15 protein-coding genes are annotated in these 16,283 nt (G+C 41.5%); 13 read left to right on the top strand and 2 right to left on the bottom strand.

Going from position 1 to position 16,283, the window contains the following annotated elements:
- Window positions 1–14 precede the first annotated feature (14 nt).
- From J4E06_RS03445 to J4E06_RS03390, 12 genes are all read left to right on the top strand, one after another.
- Window positions 15–707: a hypothetical protein gene (locus tag J4E06_RS03445; RefSeq protein WP_349522644.1), complete on the top strand. Its 693-nt coding sequence runs from the start codon at window positions 15–17 to the stop codon at window positions 705–707.
- Window positions 700–1,719: a phenylalanine--tRNA ligase subunit alpha gene (pheS, locus tag J4E06_RS03440; RefSeq protein ID WP_349522643.1), complete on the top strand. Its 1,020-nt coding sequence runs from the start codon at window positions 700–702 to the stop codon at window positions 1,717–1,719. Before J4E06_RS03445 ends, pheS begins: the two co-directional genes overlap by 8 nt.
- A gap of 8 nt (window positions 1,720–1,727) precedes the next feature.
- The gene (locus J4E06_RS03435) at window positions 1,728–2,126 is read left to right on the top strand and encodes a hypothetical protein (RefSeq protein WP_349522642.1); all 399 of its coding nucleotides are present in this window, start codon (window positions 1,728–1,730) and stop codon (window positions 2,124–2,126) included.
- Window positions 2,127–2,227: 101 nt separating this feature from the next.
- Complete coding sequence (locus J4E06_RS03430; RefSeq protein ID WP_349522641.1) at window positions 2,228–2,707, top strand: GbsR/MarR family transcriptional regulator; 480 nt, start codon at window positions 2,228–2,230, stop codon at window positions 2,705–2,707.
- Between the two features lie 40 nt (window positions 2,708–2,747).
- Complete coding sequence (locus tag J4E06_RS03425; RefSeq protein ID WP_349522640.1) at window positions 2,748–3,824, top strand: efflux RND transporter periplasmic adaptor subunit; 1,077 nt, start codon at window positions 2,748–2,750, stop codon at window positions 3,822–3,824.
- A gap of 31 nt (window positions 3,825–3,855) precedes the next feature.
- Window positions 3,856–6,999 (top strand): efflux RND transporter permease subunit, encoded by a 3,144-nt coding sequence (locus tag J4E06_RS03420; RefSeq protein WP_349522639.1) that lies wholly within the window; start codon window positions 3,856–3,858, stop codon window positions 6,997–6,999.
- A 19-nt stretch (window positions 7,000–7,018) separates the two neighbouring features.
- Window positions 7,019–8,419 carry an efflux transporter outer membrane subunit gene (locus J4E06_RS03415; RefSeq protein WP_349522638.1) on the top strand — a complete coding sequence of 467 codons (1,401 nt, stop codon included), beginning with the start codon at window positions 7,019–7,021 and terminating at the stop codon, window positions 8,417–8,419.
- 9 nt (window positions 8,420–8,428) lie between these two features.
- Window positions 8,429–9,028, top strand: a complete 600-nt coding sequence (locus J4E06_RS03410) for a TetR/AcrR family transcriptional regulator (RefSeq protein ID WP_349522637.1) — start codon at window positions 8,429–8,431, stop codon at window positions 9,026–9,028.
- 143 nt (window positions 9,029–9,171) lie between these two features.
- The gene (locus J4E06_RS03405) at window positions 9,172–10,371 is read left to right on the top strand and encodes a pyridoxal phosphate-dependent aminotransferase (RefSeq protein ID WP_349522636.1); all 1,200 of its coding nucleotides are present in this window, start codon (window positions 9,172–9,174) and stop codon (window positions 10,369–10,371) included.
- Entirely contained in the window at window positions 10,371–11,510 is a 1,140-nt protein-coding gene (locus J4E06_RS03400; RefSeq protein WP_349522635.1) for an AEC family transporter, read from the top strand. The genes J4E06_RS03405 and J4E06_RS03400 overlap by 1 nt, the downstream gene beginning before the upstream one ends.
- Before the next feature lie 54 nt (window positions 11,511–11,564).
- Window positions 11,565–12,854 (top strand): Zn-dependent hydrolase, encoded by a 1,290-nt coding sequence (locus tag J4E06_RS03395; protein WP_349522634.1) that lies wholly within the window; start codon window positions 11,565–11,567, stop codon window positions 12,852–12,854.
- An 11-nt stretch (window positions 12,855–12,865) separates the two neighbouring features.
- Window positions 12,866–13,954: a serine hydrolase domain-containing protein gene (locus tag J4E06_RS03390; RefSeq protein WP_349522633.1), complete on the top strand. Its 1,089-nt coding sequence runs from the start codon at window positions 12,866–12,868 to the stop codon at window positions 13,952–13,954.
- Window positions 13,955–13,958: 4 nt separating this feature from the next.
- On the opposite strand, the gene J4E06_RS03385 is transcribed toward J4E06_RS03390, so the two are convergent.
- Both J4E06_RS03385 and J4E06_RS03380 read right to left on the bottom strand, forming a co-directional pair.
- The gene (locus tag J4E06_RS03385) at window positions 13,959–14,633 is read right to left on the bottom strand and encodes a lysoplasmalogenase (RefSeq protein ID WP_349522632.1); all 675 of its coding nucleotides are present in this window, start codon (window positions 14,631–14,633) and stop codon (window positions 13,959–13,961) included.
- Window positions 14,627–15,100, bottom strand: a complete 474-nt coding sequence (locus tag J4E06_RS03380; protein WP_349522631.1) for a CYTH domain-containing protein — start codon at window positions 15,098–15,100, stop codon at window positions 14,627–14,629. The genes J4E06_RS03385 and J4E06_RS03380 overlap by 7 nt, the downstream gene beginning before the upstream one ends.
- A gap of 27 nt (window positions 15,101–15,127) precedes the next feature.
- On the opposite strand from J4E06_RS03380, the gene dinB reads away from it, so the two are divergent.
- Window positions 15,128–16,228: a DNA polymerase IV gene (gene dinB, locus J4E06_RS03375; protein WP_349522630.1), complete on the top strand. Its 1,101-nt coding sequence runs from the start codon at window positions 15,128–15,130 to the stop codon at window positions 16,226–16,228.
- The last annotated feature ends 55 nt before the right edge of the window (window positions 16,229–16,283 follow it).

The following is a 16,283-nucleotide window of genomic DNA, read 5'->3' as shown; positions in this document are numbered from 1 at the left end:
TATTCTAAAGAACCATGCTAGCAATAAAATTCCCAAATGATTCTGGCCCCATTTATTTGGAAACCATGGAGGGTAGGTTTCCAGTAGAGCCCTTTAATACGTTCAGCAATCTTATTTTTTTGGTGTTGATTCTATATTGGGGGTTCAAAGTCTATAAAAGCCATGGAAGGCATCTATTTTTAGCTTGGGTGCTTCCTATCATTGGAATTAGCTATATCGGGGGAACCATATATCATGCCACCCGCAGCCATGAGTTTTGGTTGCGTTTGGATTGGATGCCCATAACTTTTCTATGTGCTGCCGTCGTAGTCTATTTTGTTTTCAAGCTGGTCCGAGCATGGTGGCAACGTCTCTTGTTTGTTACTCTATTGTTCGGGGCTTCCTTTTTGCTTCGGATACTTCCCCTGCCATCAGGACTGCGAATTTCCCTTGGATATGTAATTACGGCAGCTACCATACTTATACCTTTGGTTTGGTATTTGGTCAAGACCCGAGGTAAAAATGTAACATATGTCATCGTCGCTTTCATCATATTTGGTGCGGCCATTTTCTTTAGAAGCATTGATCTTCATCAAAATGTCTTCCCTATGGGAACACACTGGTTATGGCATCTTTTGGGTGGAATCGCAGTACATTTTCTTATTGTCTACATATTCAAGGACAATTTGCTAAATTTGTCCGCCAATAGCGCAAGCAATCATGATTGATACCATTAAGGAACACATCGCCGAAGTAGAAAAATTCACTTCGACCTCAATAGAAGAAATTGAAGCCTTCCGAATTAAATATTTGGGAAAAAAAGGTCTTTTGAACAGTTTCTTTGCCGAATTTAAAAATGTGCCCAACGAGCAGAAAAAAGATTTTGGCAAGGTCGTCAATCAATTAAAGACTACGGCGACCGATAAGGTCAACGCCCTTAAAGAAGCCTTGGAGAACCAAACTGAGGTGACGGGAAAATATGGTGATCTTACCCGGCCTGGGGAACCCATTGAAATTGGGTCTCGGCACCCTATCAGCATCGTGAAAAACCAAATCATCGATATTTTTTCAAGAATTGGGTTCAATGTTTCCGAGGGGCCCGAAGTTGAGGACGACTGGCACAACTTTACCGCATTGAACCTTCCCGAATATCATCCTGCAAGAGATATGCAGGATACCTTTTTCATTCAAACGGATCCGGATATCCTGTTGCGCACCCATACCTCATCGGTACAGGTAAGATATATGGAAAGCAATAAGCCGCCCATAAGAACCATCTCCCCTGGACGAGTATATAGGAACGAAGCTATTTCGGCGCGTTCCCATTGCTTTTTCCATCAAGTAGAAGGTTTGTATGTGGACAAAAACGTATCTTTTGCCGATTTGAAGCAAACTTTGCAATATTTCACCTCGGAAATGTTTGGCAAGTCAAAAATCAGGTTGCGTCCTTCTTATTTCCCATTTACCGAACCCAGTGCAGAAGTAGATGTATATTGGGGCCTTGAGACCGAAACCGATTACCGAATGACGAAGGGAACCGGGTGGTTGGAGATTATGGGATGTGGAATGGTCGATCCCAATGTACTTAAAAATTGTGGTATTGACCCGGACGTTTACTCAGGATTTGCCTTTGGAATGGGAATTGATCGTATTGCTCTTTTGTTACATCAGATTTCTGATATTAGACTGCTTAGCGAAAATGATATTCGTTTCCTGGAACAGTTCAAAAGCGCATTGTAGCACATTTTATGAAAAAAGACATTGAAATTCCCGTAGCCAAGGATGTGCATATTGCCATAATACGTGAATGGAACGATGAATTTTTATCCAAAGATTGGAATGCTTACCTCATCAATAACAGAACGGATACCATTGAAATGACCATTGTGGTTTCCAAAGGTTTTGATCAAGATAAAAAAACCTCGACCATGCGACACGGTATCGGGGCGCTCGAACCAAAGTCCTTCAAGAAAATTGAATGGATACAAGAAGATGTCCTGGCGCTCAACAATGAATTCTTTGTTACCTTTTTTGCCGAGAACAAACTGTTTGAAAAAAGATTCCTCTTTCCCAAACATACTATTTCTGAAAACAACCTTACCAAAGTGCCCGTGCTGGATATGGAAGGAGTTCTTACTAAGGGTTGATGGATATTTTGTAAAAGGAAGCTTTCTTTTAACAAAAATTTAGCTCCTGTTGGTTCGGTTTGTTCCGAACCAACATTATTTTTGCTGTCAAAATCCATCTTATGGAAAAGACGAAGGAAGAAATCATAGAAACTTTAGGGTTGCATTTGGAAAAAGAATACAATCTACCGCCCTTGGCCGCCCGAATCTATGCAATACTGATATTGACGGATGAGGATGGAATCACCTTTGAGGACTGCTTGGAAAAAAGAGGTGCAAGCAAGAGTTCCACATCAACCTCTTTAAATCTTTTACAGAACATGGGCCTGATCACCTATTTTACAAAACCGGGCGATCGAAGAAGGTACTTTACCACTGCCAAGAAAAAAAACTTCTTTCTTTCAAAGCTTCAAGAAAACCTGAATCGGGTTGAAAATGAAAAAAACATCATCACTTTGGTTTTAAACTATCATAAAAAATATGCTCCTAAAAAATATAAGGAGGGCCAGGAAAGAACCGAAGTGTATCTGGACTACACTAACGAGAACGAAAAAATCTTGAAAAAATCAATCAATAAGCTGGAATCCATTTTAGATGAGTAATCACTCCAACAACCACAAACCTTACAAAGTAAGTTCGTATATGAAAACAATAAAATCAATCTTAGTATCAACGAGTGCACTTTTGATTATATCCTGTGGCGGTAAAGACCAGCAGCAAGCTGCTGCACCTCAAACCCCATCGCTAAAAGTAAGTATGCTTAAAAAGCAGGATATTACCCTATACAATTCCTATTCCACCAATATTGAAGGAGTACAGCAGGTAGAGATATGGCCCAAAGTTTCTGGTTTTATCCAAAATATTTATGTGGGAGAGGGGCAAAAAGTAAAAAAAGGGCAGCTCTTGTTCAAGCTAGAGACCCAGACCCTTTCCCAAGATGCCGAAGCGGCAAAAGCAGCTGTTAATGTAGCTCAAGTGGAAGTGAACAAGTTGATTCCATTGGTAGAAAAAAATATTATTGGCAAAGTCCAATTAGAAACCGCCAAAGCACAATTGGAACAGGCAAAAAGCAACTATAACAGTATTACTGCCAACATTGGCTACTCCAATATAGTGAGCCCTGTAAATGGTTACATTGGTGGGATTCCTTATAAGATAGGCGCTTTGGTAAGCAGTACTATGGGCGAACCACTTACGGTGGTTTCGGACATCAGCAGCATTAGGGCCTATTTTTCCATGAACGAGAAAGAGTTGCTACAAATAAAAATGCAAATGGCGAATGAGGGAGGTGCCATAGCTTCGGCAAACAGTCCCGAAGTAGAGCTTGTGATGATCAATGGTGAGACTTATCCCCAAAAAGGTAAAATAGCCATGATCAACAACATTATCAATCCAGCCACGGGAAGTGTAACCCTTAGGGCGGATTTTGATAATCCCAACCAAATATTGAGCTCCGGTAGCACTGGAACCATAAAAGTGCCATCAACTTATCAAGATGTTTTTGTGATTCCGCAATTTGTTACCGTTGACCTACAGGGCACCAAAATGATATATGTGCTGAACGATGACAATACTGTGACCACAAAACCATTGACCATTGTTGCGCAAACAGATAAGGAGTTCATCGTTAAGGATGGATTAGAGGCAGGAAGTACCATCGTAACCGAAGGAGTATCCAAACTAAAAGATGGTCAAACCATCAATCCCGTAAAACAATAATCGCATCAACCATTTATAGAACAATTTATATATGTTCCAAAAATTTATAGATCGTCCTGTACTTTCCACAGTAATATCCGTGATCATTGTGATACTGGGTATTCTAGGCCTAAGTACATTGCCCGTAGAACAATATCCCGAGATTGCGCCACCAACAGTTCAAGTTACCGCCAATTATACGGGTGCCAATGCCGAAACTGTACTTAAAAGTGTGGTGATTCCACTCGAGGAACAAATTAATGGGGTGGAGGGCATGACGTATATGACCTCATCCGCCAGTAACGATGGTGCGGCAAACATTAGCGTGTTTTTTGAACTTGGGGTTGACCCCGATATTGCCGCGGTAAACGTGCAGAACCGTGTGGCCAGAGCCAATAGTTTATTACCTCAAGAGGTGATAAATACAGGTGTTACCACTCAAAAAGCACAAAACAGTGCATTGCTGTTTTTCTCTATTTTTTCTGAAAATGAGGATTACGATGCCACCTTTGTGGAGAATTACGCCAAAATAAACCTTGTACCACAACTACAACGGGTTAAAGGGGTTGGTAATGTAAACGTGTTTGGATCCAAGGACTACTCGATGCGGATTTGGATTTCTCCTGATAAAATGGCTGCCTATAATTTGGTTCCTGCTGATATTCAAGCGGCATTGAGGGAGCAGAATACCGAAGCCGCAACAGGTAAAATTGGCGAGAACGCCGATGGTATTTTTGAATACGTGATGAAATACAAAGGTCGTCTCTCCGAAGTAAAAGAATATGAGAACATTATTCTAAAAACTACGGATGACGGAGGTTTTCTTCGCTTAAAAGATGTTGCCGAAATTGAGTTGGGGGCACTGAGCTATGTTCGAAAAAATTCCGGGATGGGCAATCCGGGTGTTGCGGTCGGGGTGTATCAAACATCCGGTTCCAACGCAAAGGAAATCATCGACGAAATCGAAACTATTTTGGAAGAATCAAAAGCAGATTTCCCAAAAGGACTTGATTATGTCATCCCTTTTAACTCCAAGGATTTCTTGGATGCTTCCATCGATCATGTGGTTCAGACATTAATAGAGGCATTTATCCTAGTGTTCATTGTGGTATTCCTTTTTCTACAGGATTTTAGGTCTACCCTTATTCCGGCCATTGCCGTACCCGTGGCCATTGTAGGTACTTTTTTCTTCCTACAGTTGTTTGGGTACTCCATCAACATGCTAACCCTTTTCGCCATGATCTTGGCCATTGGTATTGTAGTGGATGATGCTATTGTGGTGGTTGAGGCAGTCCATGCAAAGCTGGAAGAAGGAGCCGAATCGGCTAAAACTGCGACCAAAAGTGCTATGAGCGAGATCTCGGGTGCCATCATCTCCATAACCTTGGTGATGTCGGCCGTATTTATTCCCGTTTCCTTTATACAGGGTTCTTCAGGAGTTTTCTACCAACAATTTGGTATCACATTGGCAGTTGCAATTTTGATATCGGCCGTTAACGCTTTGACCTTGAGTCCTGCTTTGGCTGCCTTGTTCTTAAAGCCGCACAACCATGAAAAAGGCAAAAAATCCAATGTAATGGCACGTTTCTTCAAGGCTTTCAATGTTGGCTTTACTGCAATGACCAATAAATACACCAATACCATTGGCACCTTGGTTAAAAGAAAGTGGATAACGCTAGCCTTATTAGTGGGCTTTAGTGGGCTGGCCGTATTCTTGTTTAAATCAACACCATCAGGGTTTGTACCCGATGAAGACAGAGGGATGATATTTGTCAACGTAAGCATGCCCCCTGGTACCACCATCGAAAAAACAGAAGAAACCATTATGAAGTTGGATTCCATTTATGAATCTATGGATGTGATTGATGCCAGAATGAGCGTTGCCGGTTATAGTTTGTTGAGCCGAGTTAGTGCGGGATCCTATGCCTTCTCCATTATGAAGTTGCAAGATTGGAGCGAAAGGGATGCAGATTCCTTATCGGTAAATGCGACCATGCAAAAGCTATACGGTATTACAGCAGGTTTCAATGACGCTGAAATCATTTACTTTACCCCTCCCAGTATTCAAGGGTTTGGTACAAGTTCTGGTTTTGAGGTGCAACTGCAAAGCAAAACAGGTGAAGACTGGAACTCGATTAACGACGTAAAGAATCAATTTTTGGGAGCGCTCAACGCCCGACCGGAAATACAGTACGCCATTTCCCAGTTCGACCCAGGATTTCCGCAGTATGATTTGGATATTGATATGGAGAAAGTAAAAATGGCCGGATTCACGGCAACCGATATCTTCAATTCATTACAAGGTTATTTTGGTGGTATTTACACCACAGACTTCAACAAGTTTGGTAAGCAGTATCGAGTTATGATCCAGGCCAAACCAGAAGATCGTGCAAATGAAAAATCACTGAACCAAATTTTTGTAAGGAACAACAATGGGGAATCTGTTGCCGTAAGTCAGTTTGTAAGCCTAAATAAGATCTATGGCCCCGAAGTGGTGCAACGATTCAACCTGTTGAGCTCCGTGAAAATAACGGGGGTCCCAAATGCCGGTTACAGTACAGGTGATGCAATTACGGCCATAGAGGAGGTATCAGCTCAGGTATTGCCAAATTCTTACACCTACGATTACTCAGGGCTGACACGTGAAGAAAGTAATGCTGGTTCTCAGACCATCCTCATATTTATCCTGAGCTTGGTGTTTGTGTATTTCTTGTTGAGTGCCCAATATGAAAGTTATATTCTACCACTTTCTATATTGTTGTCGCTTCCCTTTGGTATTGCAGGGGCAATTCTTTTTATCAATGTAGCCGGTCTGCAAAACAATATTTACTTCCAGATTGCACTGATCATGTTGATTGGTCTACTGGCTAAAAACGCCATTTTAATCGTCGAGTTTGCCTTACAACGCAGACGGGGCGGTCTATCACTTTTTGATGCCGCTGCGGATGGAGCACGTGCCAGGCTTCGTCCTATTTTGATGACTTCCTTCGCTTTCATATTTGGACTGTTGCCATTGGCTCTTTCGTCCGGTATCGGAGCCATAGGAAACCAATCCATTGGTATTAGTGCCGTTGGAGGGATGCTCGTTGGAACTATCTTGGGAGTTTTTGCAGTACCCGTGCTGTTTGTAGTGTTCCAAGCCCTGCAAGAACGCATATCGGGAAAACCGGAATCCTTTGAAGCAAACAATGCTTAATTACAAAGCTTAAAAAAACATGAAGATAAAATCTACATATAAATTCACGCTGTTGCTCACGGTACCCCTATTGCTTCAATCTTGTTTTGTGGCAAAAAACTACGCCCGACCTGAAGTAGAAACCGAGAATCTATACCGAACGGATAATTTACCGCAGGACAGTGTTTCCATGGCAGAAGTATCATGGAGGGACCTGTTCAACGATGAACAGTTAAAATCATATATAGAAGAAGGGCTCGAAAACAACATTGATATTAGAATTGCGCTACAAAATGTTGTGGCCGCTGAAGCTTATGTAAAACAAGGCAAGGCCGGTTACTACCCAACTCTTTCGGGCACGGCTAGTTTCACGAGAACGAAAAACTCTGCAAACAGTCAATTTGGTAGTTTTTTCACCGAACCTTTGGAACAATATGAATTGTCCGGTACACTTTCTTGGGAAGCCGACATCTGGGGCAAGATCAGAAGTAACAAAAGAGCTTTTGTAGCTTCTTATTTACAAAATGTTTCTGCCCATCAAGCCGTAAAAACAAATCTAATAGCAAACATTGCCACAACCTACTATCAGTTGATGGCGTTGGACAAACAATTGGAAGTTTCCAAAAGAACTTTGGAATCCAGAAAACACAGTTTGGAAACCATTATGGCCCAAAAGGAAGCGGGACAGGTAACCGAAGTTGCCGTAAAAGGGGCCGAAGCACAGGTACACACCACAGAAATCATTGTGATCGACCTTGAGAACAACATAAAACTTCTGGAAAATGCTTTCAGCATACTATTGGGTGAGGCTCCACAAGAAATTGAGCGGGGCAGTTTGGACAACCAAACCATAGATACCGAGTTACATACAGGAGTCCCCTATTTGCTTCTAGCCAATCGCCCAGATATGATGCAAGCAGAATATGGGCTTATCAACGCTTTTGAACTTACCAATGTTGCCAAGAGCAGTTTGTATCCTTCTTTGAGCTTATCCGCGTCGGGAGGTTTTCAGAGTTTAGAGTTTGATAATTGGTTGGATGCAAGTTCACTGTTTTCTACCTTGGTAGGCTCCTTAACACAACCTCTTATTAACGGAAGACAGCTACGCACACAAATGGAAGTGGCTAAAGCACAACAAGAACAAGCCTTGTTGAATTATAAACAAACCTTGCTCAACGCTGGCAGAGAAGTTAGCGATGCACTATATACCTATGAGGCTGAAACCCAAAAATTGGAAGCGCGTGCCAAAGAACTTGAAGCGTATTCCCTAGCCGAAGATTATTCCGAGGAATTGTTGAACAACGGATTGGCCAATTATTTGGAAGTATTGACCGCCCGTCAAAATGCATTGAACTCCGAGCTCAACTATGTAGATACAAAGTACTCACAATTAAGTGCCGTCGTAGAATTGTATCGAGCTCTGGGAGGAGGCTGGAAATAAAAATTAAGGTTGGGGAACAAAAACGACATATTGGGTTACGCTATCGAGAACTTTACCAAGTTCGGCAGCAAAAGGTTCTCCATGGACGAATTGGCCACCAACCTTGGTATTTCCAAAAAAACCCTATACAAACATTTTAACAGCAAGGAAAAACTGGTCCAGGATAGCTTTCAGTTTTATTTGGATAACGTGCGTAGGGATATAAACGAGTACATGCTTCAAAATCCCAATAATGAGCAACCACTCATCACTATAATTTATATTTATAAACGAGGGTTGATTTCCTTTCAAGAACTCAACCCTTCTTTTTTATATGGGCTAAGCAAATATTATCCAAAGGCCTATCAAATTTATTCCAAATTAAAAAAGGACATTATTTGGGATATTGTGTGTCCGCTTTTAAAAAAAGCACAGGCACTACAACAAGTCCGCAAAAATGTTAAAGTGGAATTGGTTTGCTCCCTTTTTTTGGCACGAATGGAAGAAATCGTTTATTCCAAGGCCAATTTGTTCAATGAATATAGCCTTCACGAATTACTAGACCACATCACAATCAACAATTTACGAGGCATCCTCACATTGGAACATCTTCAAAAAAGCCCACTTTAACAGAAGTCTTTCTTATCAATCTTTCAAAGAAACCCTTTTAATTTTAACAAATAAACATATAAACAGTTGATTTTTATGCTTTTATGATTGTTTTTAGCCAAATGATCGCGTAGTTTTAATTTCTTCATAAAAACTAAAAACCAATGGGAACTACAACTAACATCAACAGACGCGATTGGATAAGAAAAAGTGTGCTCACCGCAGGAGGTGCAATGGCCTTACCTTATATAGGACTGGCTGAAACACCAAAAGCTCCATTAACTTTGGATGTCGAGGGCAATGCAATCTATAGTCCATTCTTTAAAGAATACTTACCAAAACCTGAAGCAGCCTTTCCAGAACTGACAGCCAAATTGAACGCCAATGAGAATCCCTACGGACCATCACCAATGGCCTTGGAAGCCTTTAAAAATTCAGCTTCTGGAGGAAACCGATATGCATGGAAAGAATTATTCCAGCTAGTGGACAAAATTGCCGATTTTGAAGGTGTTGAAAGCAAAAATGTTATGATGGGTCCTGGCTCTTCCGATTTATTGGAAAAAACAGCCATGGTTTTTTTTATGAACGGAGGCAACGTAGTTTCTGCAGATCCAGCTTATATGTCTCTTATTCGAGTGGCTGAATCTGTTGGTGCATCGTGGAAGCCTGTTCCATTGAAAGATGACTGGTCGCACGACCTTAAGGCCATGGAGGAGGCAATAGATGACGAAACCAAATTGGTTTACATCTGTAACCCAAACAATCCAACGGGTTCCATGACGGACCATGAAGAGTTGGTTGATTTCTGTTCTAGAGTATCCGAAAAAGTTCCTGTATTTGTGGATGAAGCCTACCTATGGTTCTTGGACGAAGGAGCCAAAAAGAGCATGGTTTCCTTGGTAAACGAAGGTAAGGACGTAATCATTGCCAGAACCTTCTCCAAAATACACGGTATGGCGGGACTGCGTGTTGGATACGCTGTCGCCCAAGAAGAAACATTGGGGAGAATACAAAAAATTACAAGGGGAGGTATGGGAATCTCTTTACCGTCCGTGTATGCAGCTATGGCTGCCATGGATGATGATGCGTTCCTTGAAAAATCCCGTAACCTCAATGCCGAGTGTCGAGAATACGTATATAAGAGCCTAGAGAAAATGGGCATTACATCTTATGTCCCCTCTTCAACAAGTTTTATCATTTTTCCTATTGAAATGGAGGGACGCGCATTTTTAGAGCAAATGACAGAGTTAAAAGTGGGAGTTCGTGCTTTTCAGTTTATGGATCAAAACTGGTGCCGTGTCAGCATGGGTACCATGGACGAAATGAAAACATTTACCGCCGCACTCAATAAAGTGTTGGTATAGTGGATGTAGGCATTCAAAAAACCATTGTATTTCTTTTTTTCATCTTCCTTGGCGTTTTACTAAAAGTAAAATTCAAATCCAAAGAAGAGATTACTGGAATAAAAAAGGTGATTCTTAACCTAGCGTTGCCCGCGACCATTTTTATTGCGTTGTTGGGGGTAAAGGTGGAATTACACCTATTAATATTGCCCCTGTTGGCGCTTGGGCTTAACCTATTGTTGTTTTTTGCCATGCCCTTTATTTTGCCCCTAATGGGTATTGGCAAAGGAACTTCCGAGTACAGAACTGCCAAAATATTGGTGCCTTCTTTGGCCCCGGGATTATCTTCCTTTCCTTTTATATTAGAATTTTTAGGAGAAGAATATCTCGCAAAGGCAGCCATGTCCGATCTTGGAAACAAGGTTTTTGTGCTGTTCTTCTTGTATTTAGTCGCCATGAACTGGCACTATAGTCTTCAGTCAAACAAAACGAGAAATGGTGGAACTAAATTGAAGCCTTTGATCAGGGCCATGGTTTCGGAGCCTGTAAACGTTTTTATCGGTGCAGCTTTAGTGTTGTTGGGATTTGGTCTTAGTATGGATTCGCTTCCTTTTTTTATGAGTGAGACCCTAGAGAAGCTAAGCTTGATCATGACTCCTTTGGTGCTCTTATTTATTGGATTGGCCGTAAAAATCAAAAGAAAACAGTTCTTCCAGATTTTTTCCCTGTTGTGCACCCGCGCAGGATTGGTTTTATTGATTTCAGGGATTTTCGTGACCGTAACAGGAATTGACGCTCGAAATGAAATTTTGTTGACCATAGCCTTTGGCCTAAGCGCCTGTAGTTTTTGGCCCTACGCCCATATAGCTGCAGTAGATAGTATGGAGATGGACAAAAAATCCAGAAAAAAAACATTCAGCAGTGATTTTGGTGTGGCCATATTGGCATTGTCATTCCCATTGTCCACTATCTTGATTTTGACAACTTTAAACAGCGGTTCGTTCTTTGTGAACCCTTTCAATATTTTCATGATGGCCGTTGTGCTCTTAACAGTTGGTTTTGCATTTCCATTGATCAGTGGTGTCAGCAAAAAAAAGTGGTCCGAGCAACAATTGATTGATCATGAAATAAATTCTGCTGCCACAGAAAAAGCGGCCTAGGTTTCCGAAGAAAAGTTATTTTTAAATTCCTAACTTTCAAAAAATTAGGAAATCATGAAACAACTACTCACTACTGTTTTGACCCTTATTTTCGTTGGAGTGCTATATGCTCAGCAACCAAAAGTCAATCAAGACCGACTTGAAGATAGAATATTTGACCTTGCCGAATTTGGCCTTCAAGAAAATGGAGAAACGGAGCGCGTTGCCTTTAGTGATGCGGACATTGATGCCCGAAATTGGGCGATCAAAACCCTAAAGGGTTTTGGCATGGAGGTAAAGGTGGATGCCGCAGGAAACATTATTGGAAAAAGAGAAGGAACGGATTCATCAAAAAAACCGATCGCTTTTGGTTCCCATATTGATAGGGTGCCCAACGGTGGAAATTATGATGGGTGCGTAGGTTCCATGGCCGCCTTGGAAGTGATTGCAACCCTCAACGAAAACAATATCAAAACCAATCACCCGCTGGAAGTCATCATTTTTCCGAATGAAGAAGGCGGTGTAATGGGTAGCAGGGCCATGGCTGGAAATTTGGGTAAATCTGCCCTTTCGGTTGTTAATTCGACAGGCTATTCCATGGGTGAAGGTATTATGCGAATTGGAGGGGATACCACAAAACTTGCTAATGCCAAACGCGAAAAGGGGAGTTTGGCCGCTTTTTTGGAACTTCATATTGAGCAAGGAGGCAAGCTTGAAAAAGAAAATCTGGATATTGGTGTGGTGGAAGGCATTGTGGGCCTTAATTGGTGGGACGTTGTCTTTACAGGCTTCGCCAATCACGCAGGCACCACACCCATGGATGCGAGGCAAGATGCTTTGTTGGCAGCGGCAAAATATATTGTAGCGGTCAACGAAATAACCAACAGTTTTGAAGGAACCCAAGTGGGCACTGTGGGCAGAATAAAGGCCGAACCAGGAGCGCCCAATGTAATCCCAGGAAAAGTTACGGCCAGTTTAGAAATCCGTGATCTATCCTCTGAGGTGATTCAAAAAGTGTACGAAGCCATCAAGAAAAAAACCGAGGAAATTGCCGAAGCATCCAATGTATCCGTGGAATTTTTACCGTTGGATACTACAGCTGAACCAGCCTTGACCGATACTAACATCCAAAAAGAAATTGAGTCCTCAGCAAAAGTACTTGCATTGAGCTATCAATATATGCCCAGCGGCGCAGGGCATGATGCTCAAGACATCTCAAGATTTGCACCCGTTGGGATGATTTTTGTGCCGAGCAAAGGAGGCATCAGCCACTCACCCAAAGAATTTACATCGGCAGAAGATATTGCCAATGGTGCCAATGTCCTTCTTCAGACTATTTTGTCGTTGGACAAGAAGTTGGATTGAAAAAACCTATCATGCGAAAATCATACTACGCCCTATTTCTTTTTATTCTGATTGGTCAACTTACCTCTTCTCAAAAAGAAAAGAAGCAGACCATATTTACTTATTTGAACGAGCTCGCCTATCCAGAATTCTCCGGGTCAATATTGTTGGCACAAAAAGATAGCATTCTTTTTGAAAAAGCCTATGGCTACGCAAGTTTGGAGTACGATGTTAAAAATCAGGTCAACACACTTTTTAATACCGCATCCATTACCAAAACTATGACTGCTGTTGCAGCCTTACAACTCGTGGATAAAGGTCTTTTGGATTTGGAGGTTCCCGTTGGTAACTATTTGCCCAATTATCCCAACCGGACTGTGCGGGATTCCGTCACCGCCTATCAACTGCTGACACACACATCAGGATTGAACAATTTTTTGGTGGATGAATCTCAAAATATAGGGAAATTGGATTTAGTAGATATTAAAGACTATTTGCCCTTTTTTGCAACTAAGCCGCTATTGTTTTCACCTGGGTCAAAATATGCTTATAGTGGTTCAGGATATATGGTCCTTGGCCTGTTGATAGAAAAACTGAGTGGTTTGAGTTATCATCAATATTTGGATAAGCATGTTTTTGAAAAAGCTGGTATGGAAAACACCTTGGCCATCCCGCTGGATTCAATTGTAAAGAACAAGGCAAGTGGATACACCTCTTACTTTGGAGAGTCCGACAAGCTAAGTAAGAATGACACCTTTCTTGAAATGGCCAATCCTGCAGGTTTTTACTATTCAAACGCCAAGGACCTTTTGAAGTTTTTCGACGCTCTAAAAAACTATCGCCTTATCTCGGAGCCTCTGACCAAAACAATGATGTCGCCACTGGTAAAAGGATATTATACCAATTATGGGTTTGGCTTATCAGTGGATAAACGATGGAATCAGACCATTGTAGGGCATACGGGTGGGTGGTACGGCATTCAATGTGAGTTGATGCATTTTGAAGACGACGAAATAACCGTAATAATCCTTTCAAATGTGGATACGGCCGAAGGTGAGGGAATGAACAAGGTTTCAAATTCCATTAAAAATGTGCTGGCCAATAAACCGATAAATAACTAATGTATTACTCTTTTGATTCTAACACAATACGCCGCGTAGCGTTGGCAATAAACAAAATACTCATCCAATATGTGGCCAAAATTAATGGTCCAGAGAAGTAAAATGGGGTTTTAAATTTGGCAATCGCCAACAAGGTATCCGAAAACATAAAGAACAATACGGCCATGGCTATCCAGGCATGCACATTGTTCATTTCTCTCAAGTACAAACCCACACCTTGCCATGCCATAAACGTGATAATCAACATATAAATGGAAACAGGAAGCATTAAATCTCCCAACCAAGGTTGTAACCAAAAGAACAATGCACCGGCCATACCAAAGAGAACAAGAAAAGTAATCCAATTTTTGTAAAATCCTCTGTACTGAATAAATGACACCGCTAATAGGATATGGGCAGTTAAAAACGCCACAAGACCCATCAAAAAGTAATCTTTAAAAAGCAACAGCACATCACCTAGCAAACAAAATACCAAGGAAATGGTAACCATTCTTCCTAATGGAACATTACTCTTTTTTGGAGTAAAGAATAGTAAAGCAATCACCAAAATTGTGGTCAGTGGCTTGAATAACATAAAAAGTTTCCTGTGGTCATAAAGACCAAAGTAAATGGCCAAAATAGCACTAATTACAATCAATAAATTAGTTATCCTGGTTATGTTCACTGATTTGACTACCATTCCCGAAACGGTTTTTTACTTAACTGGGAATTATAATATTGTACTTGGCCTGTTACTTCCTCGCCCAACCAATCGGGTTTCTCAAACCTTTCGTCTTCGTGTTTGAGCTCCACCTCTGCTATAATGAGACCTTTGTTCTCTCCTAAAAACTCATCGACTTCAAATAAATGGTTTCCGAAAGGCACTTCAAACCTTACCTTTTCCAAAATACCTGCCTCGCAGAGGTCGATAAGGTTGGCGGCTTCTGCCGCAGTGATTTCCGTTTCCCATTCAAAACGCGTGGTTCCCGATTCGTTACTGGCTCCTTTTACCGTCAAAAATCCTTTGTCGCCCCTTATCCTTACTCTAACAGTTCTATCGGGGTCCGTGTTCAAGAATCCTTGTACAATTCGTGTTTTAGACGAGGCCTTTTGTTTAAACCCATCAGACTTTACTAAAAACTTTCGTTCTATTTCCAAATGTTCCATCAAACTAAATATACCCTAAATTTGAAAATGGACTTTGATTTTCCCTTAAGAAAAATTATTCATGTGGATATGGATGCGTTTTATGCGTCCGTAGAACAGCATGATGACCCCGAGCTCAAAGGGAAACCCATTGCCGTTGGTGGTGGGTCCAAACGTGGTGTCGTCTCTGCCGCAAGTTACGAAGCTCGAAAATTTGGAGTGCGAAGTGCCATGGCTGGAAGCATTGCGAAAAGAAATTGCCCTGAACTCATTTTTGTAAAACCCCGTTTTGATCGATACAAAGAAGTTTCCATTCAGATTCGCAGCATCTTTTTTGAATATACCGACCTCGTGGAACCGCTCTCTTTGGACGAGGCCTATTTGGATGTTACCGAAAACAAAAGAGGAAACCCCTCCGCTACTTTGATTGCTCAAGAAATACGGAAAAAGATTTTTGAAAAAACAGGATTAACGGCCTCCGCAGGAATCTCCATAAACAAGTTTATCGCCAAGGTCGCCAGCGATTACAACAAGCCCAACGGGCAAAAAACGGTAAACCCCGAAGAAGTCACTCAATTTTTGGAAGACCTAGATATTCGAAAGTTCTACGGTGTAGGGAAAGTCACGGCCGAAAAAATGTATCGCTTGGGCATTTTTACGGGCAAAGAATTAAAAGAAAAGTCCTTGGAGTTCCTGGACCAGCATTTTGGCAAAAGCGGAAGCTACTACTACAATGTTGTCCGTGGCATTCATCTAAGCGCTGTAAAACCACATCGCATTCCGAAATCGGTGGGTGCCGAACGTACTTTTTCCGAAAACCTGAGCAGTGAAGTCTTTATGCTGGAAAAATTGGAAAACATTGCTGGCGAATTGGAAAGAAGGCTTCAAAAATCCAAGATAGCCGGCAAGACCATCACTCTAAAAATCAAGTACAGCGATTTCACCCTACAGACCCGTAGCAAAACGCTCCCTTATTTTATTGCGAGCAAAGATTTGATCTTGGAAACTGCCAAAGAGCTTTTGTATCAAAATTCGTTGGAAAATTCGGTAAGGTTATTGGGCATTTCATTGGCCAACCTCAACACGGAAAAGGAAAAAAAGAACGAGGACAAAGAGTCCGTCCTCGTTCAGCTAAAATTTGATTTTTAAAAGAAAAGCTGTCTAAAAATACTTTTAAGTTGTCCGTCATTCCGAACTGGTTTCG

It is taken from the genome of Allomuricauda sp. NFXS6 (assembly GCF_040148835.1).
Taxonomy (GTDB): Bacteria; Bacteroidota; Bacteroidia; order Flavobacteriales; family Flavobacteriaceae; genus Flagellimonas.
Note: the sequence above shows the minus strand (reverse complement) of the source record. Positions and strands in the feature narration are given on the sequence as shown.

Coding starts and splice junctions, on each gene's coding strand:
- J4E06_RS03395 (WP_349522634.1), top strand. CDS start 11,565: ATGAAACAACTACTCACTACTGTTTTGACCCTTATTTTCGTTGGAGTG.
- J4E06_RS03380 (WP_349522631.1), bottom strand. CDS start 15,100: ATGGAACATTTGGAAATAGAACGAAAGTTTTTAGTAAAGTCTGATGGG.
- J4E06_RS03415 (WP_349522638.1), top strand. CDS start 7,019: ATGAAGATAAAATCTACATATAAATTCACGCTGTTGCTCACGGTACCC.
- J4E06_RS03445 (WP_349522644.1), top strand. CDS start 15: ATGCTAGCAATAAAATTCCCAAATGATTCTGGCCCCATTTATTTGGAA.
- J4E06_RS03435 (WP_349522642.1), top strand. CDS start 1,728: ATGAAAAAAGACATTGAAATTCCCGTAGCCAAGGATGTGCATATTGCC.
- J4E06_RS03390 (WP_349522633.1), top strand. CDS start 12,866: ATGCGAAAATCATACTACGCCCTATTTCTTTTTATTCTGATTGGTCAA.
- J4E06_RS03420 (WP_349522639.1), top strand. CDS start 3,856: ATGTTCCAAAAATTTATAGATCGTCCTGTACTTTCCACAGTAATATCC.
- J4E06_RS03385 (WP_349522632.1), bottom strand. CDS start 14,633: ATGGTAGTCAAATCAGTGAACATAACCAGGATAACTAATTTATTGATT.
- J4E06_RS03405 (WP_349522636.1), top strand. CDS start 9,172: ATGGGAACTACAACTAACATCAACAGACGCGATTGGATAAGAAAAAGT.
- dinB (WP_349522630.1), top strand. CDS start 15,128: ATGGACTTTGATTTTCCCTTAAGAAAAATTATTCATGTGGATATGGAT.
- pheS (WP_349522643.1), top strand. CDS start 700: ATGATTGATACCATTAAGGAACACATCGCCGAAGTAGAAAAATTCACT.
- J4E06_RS03430 (WP_349522641.1), top strand. CDS start 2,228: ATGGAAAAGACGAAGGAAGAAATCATAGAAACTTTAGGGTTGCATTTG.
- J4E06_RS03425 (WP_349522640.1), top strand. CDS start 2,748: ATGAAAACAATAAAATCAATCTTAGTATCAACGAGTGCACTTTTGATT.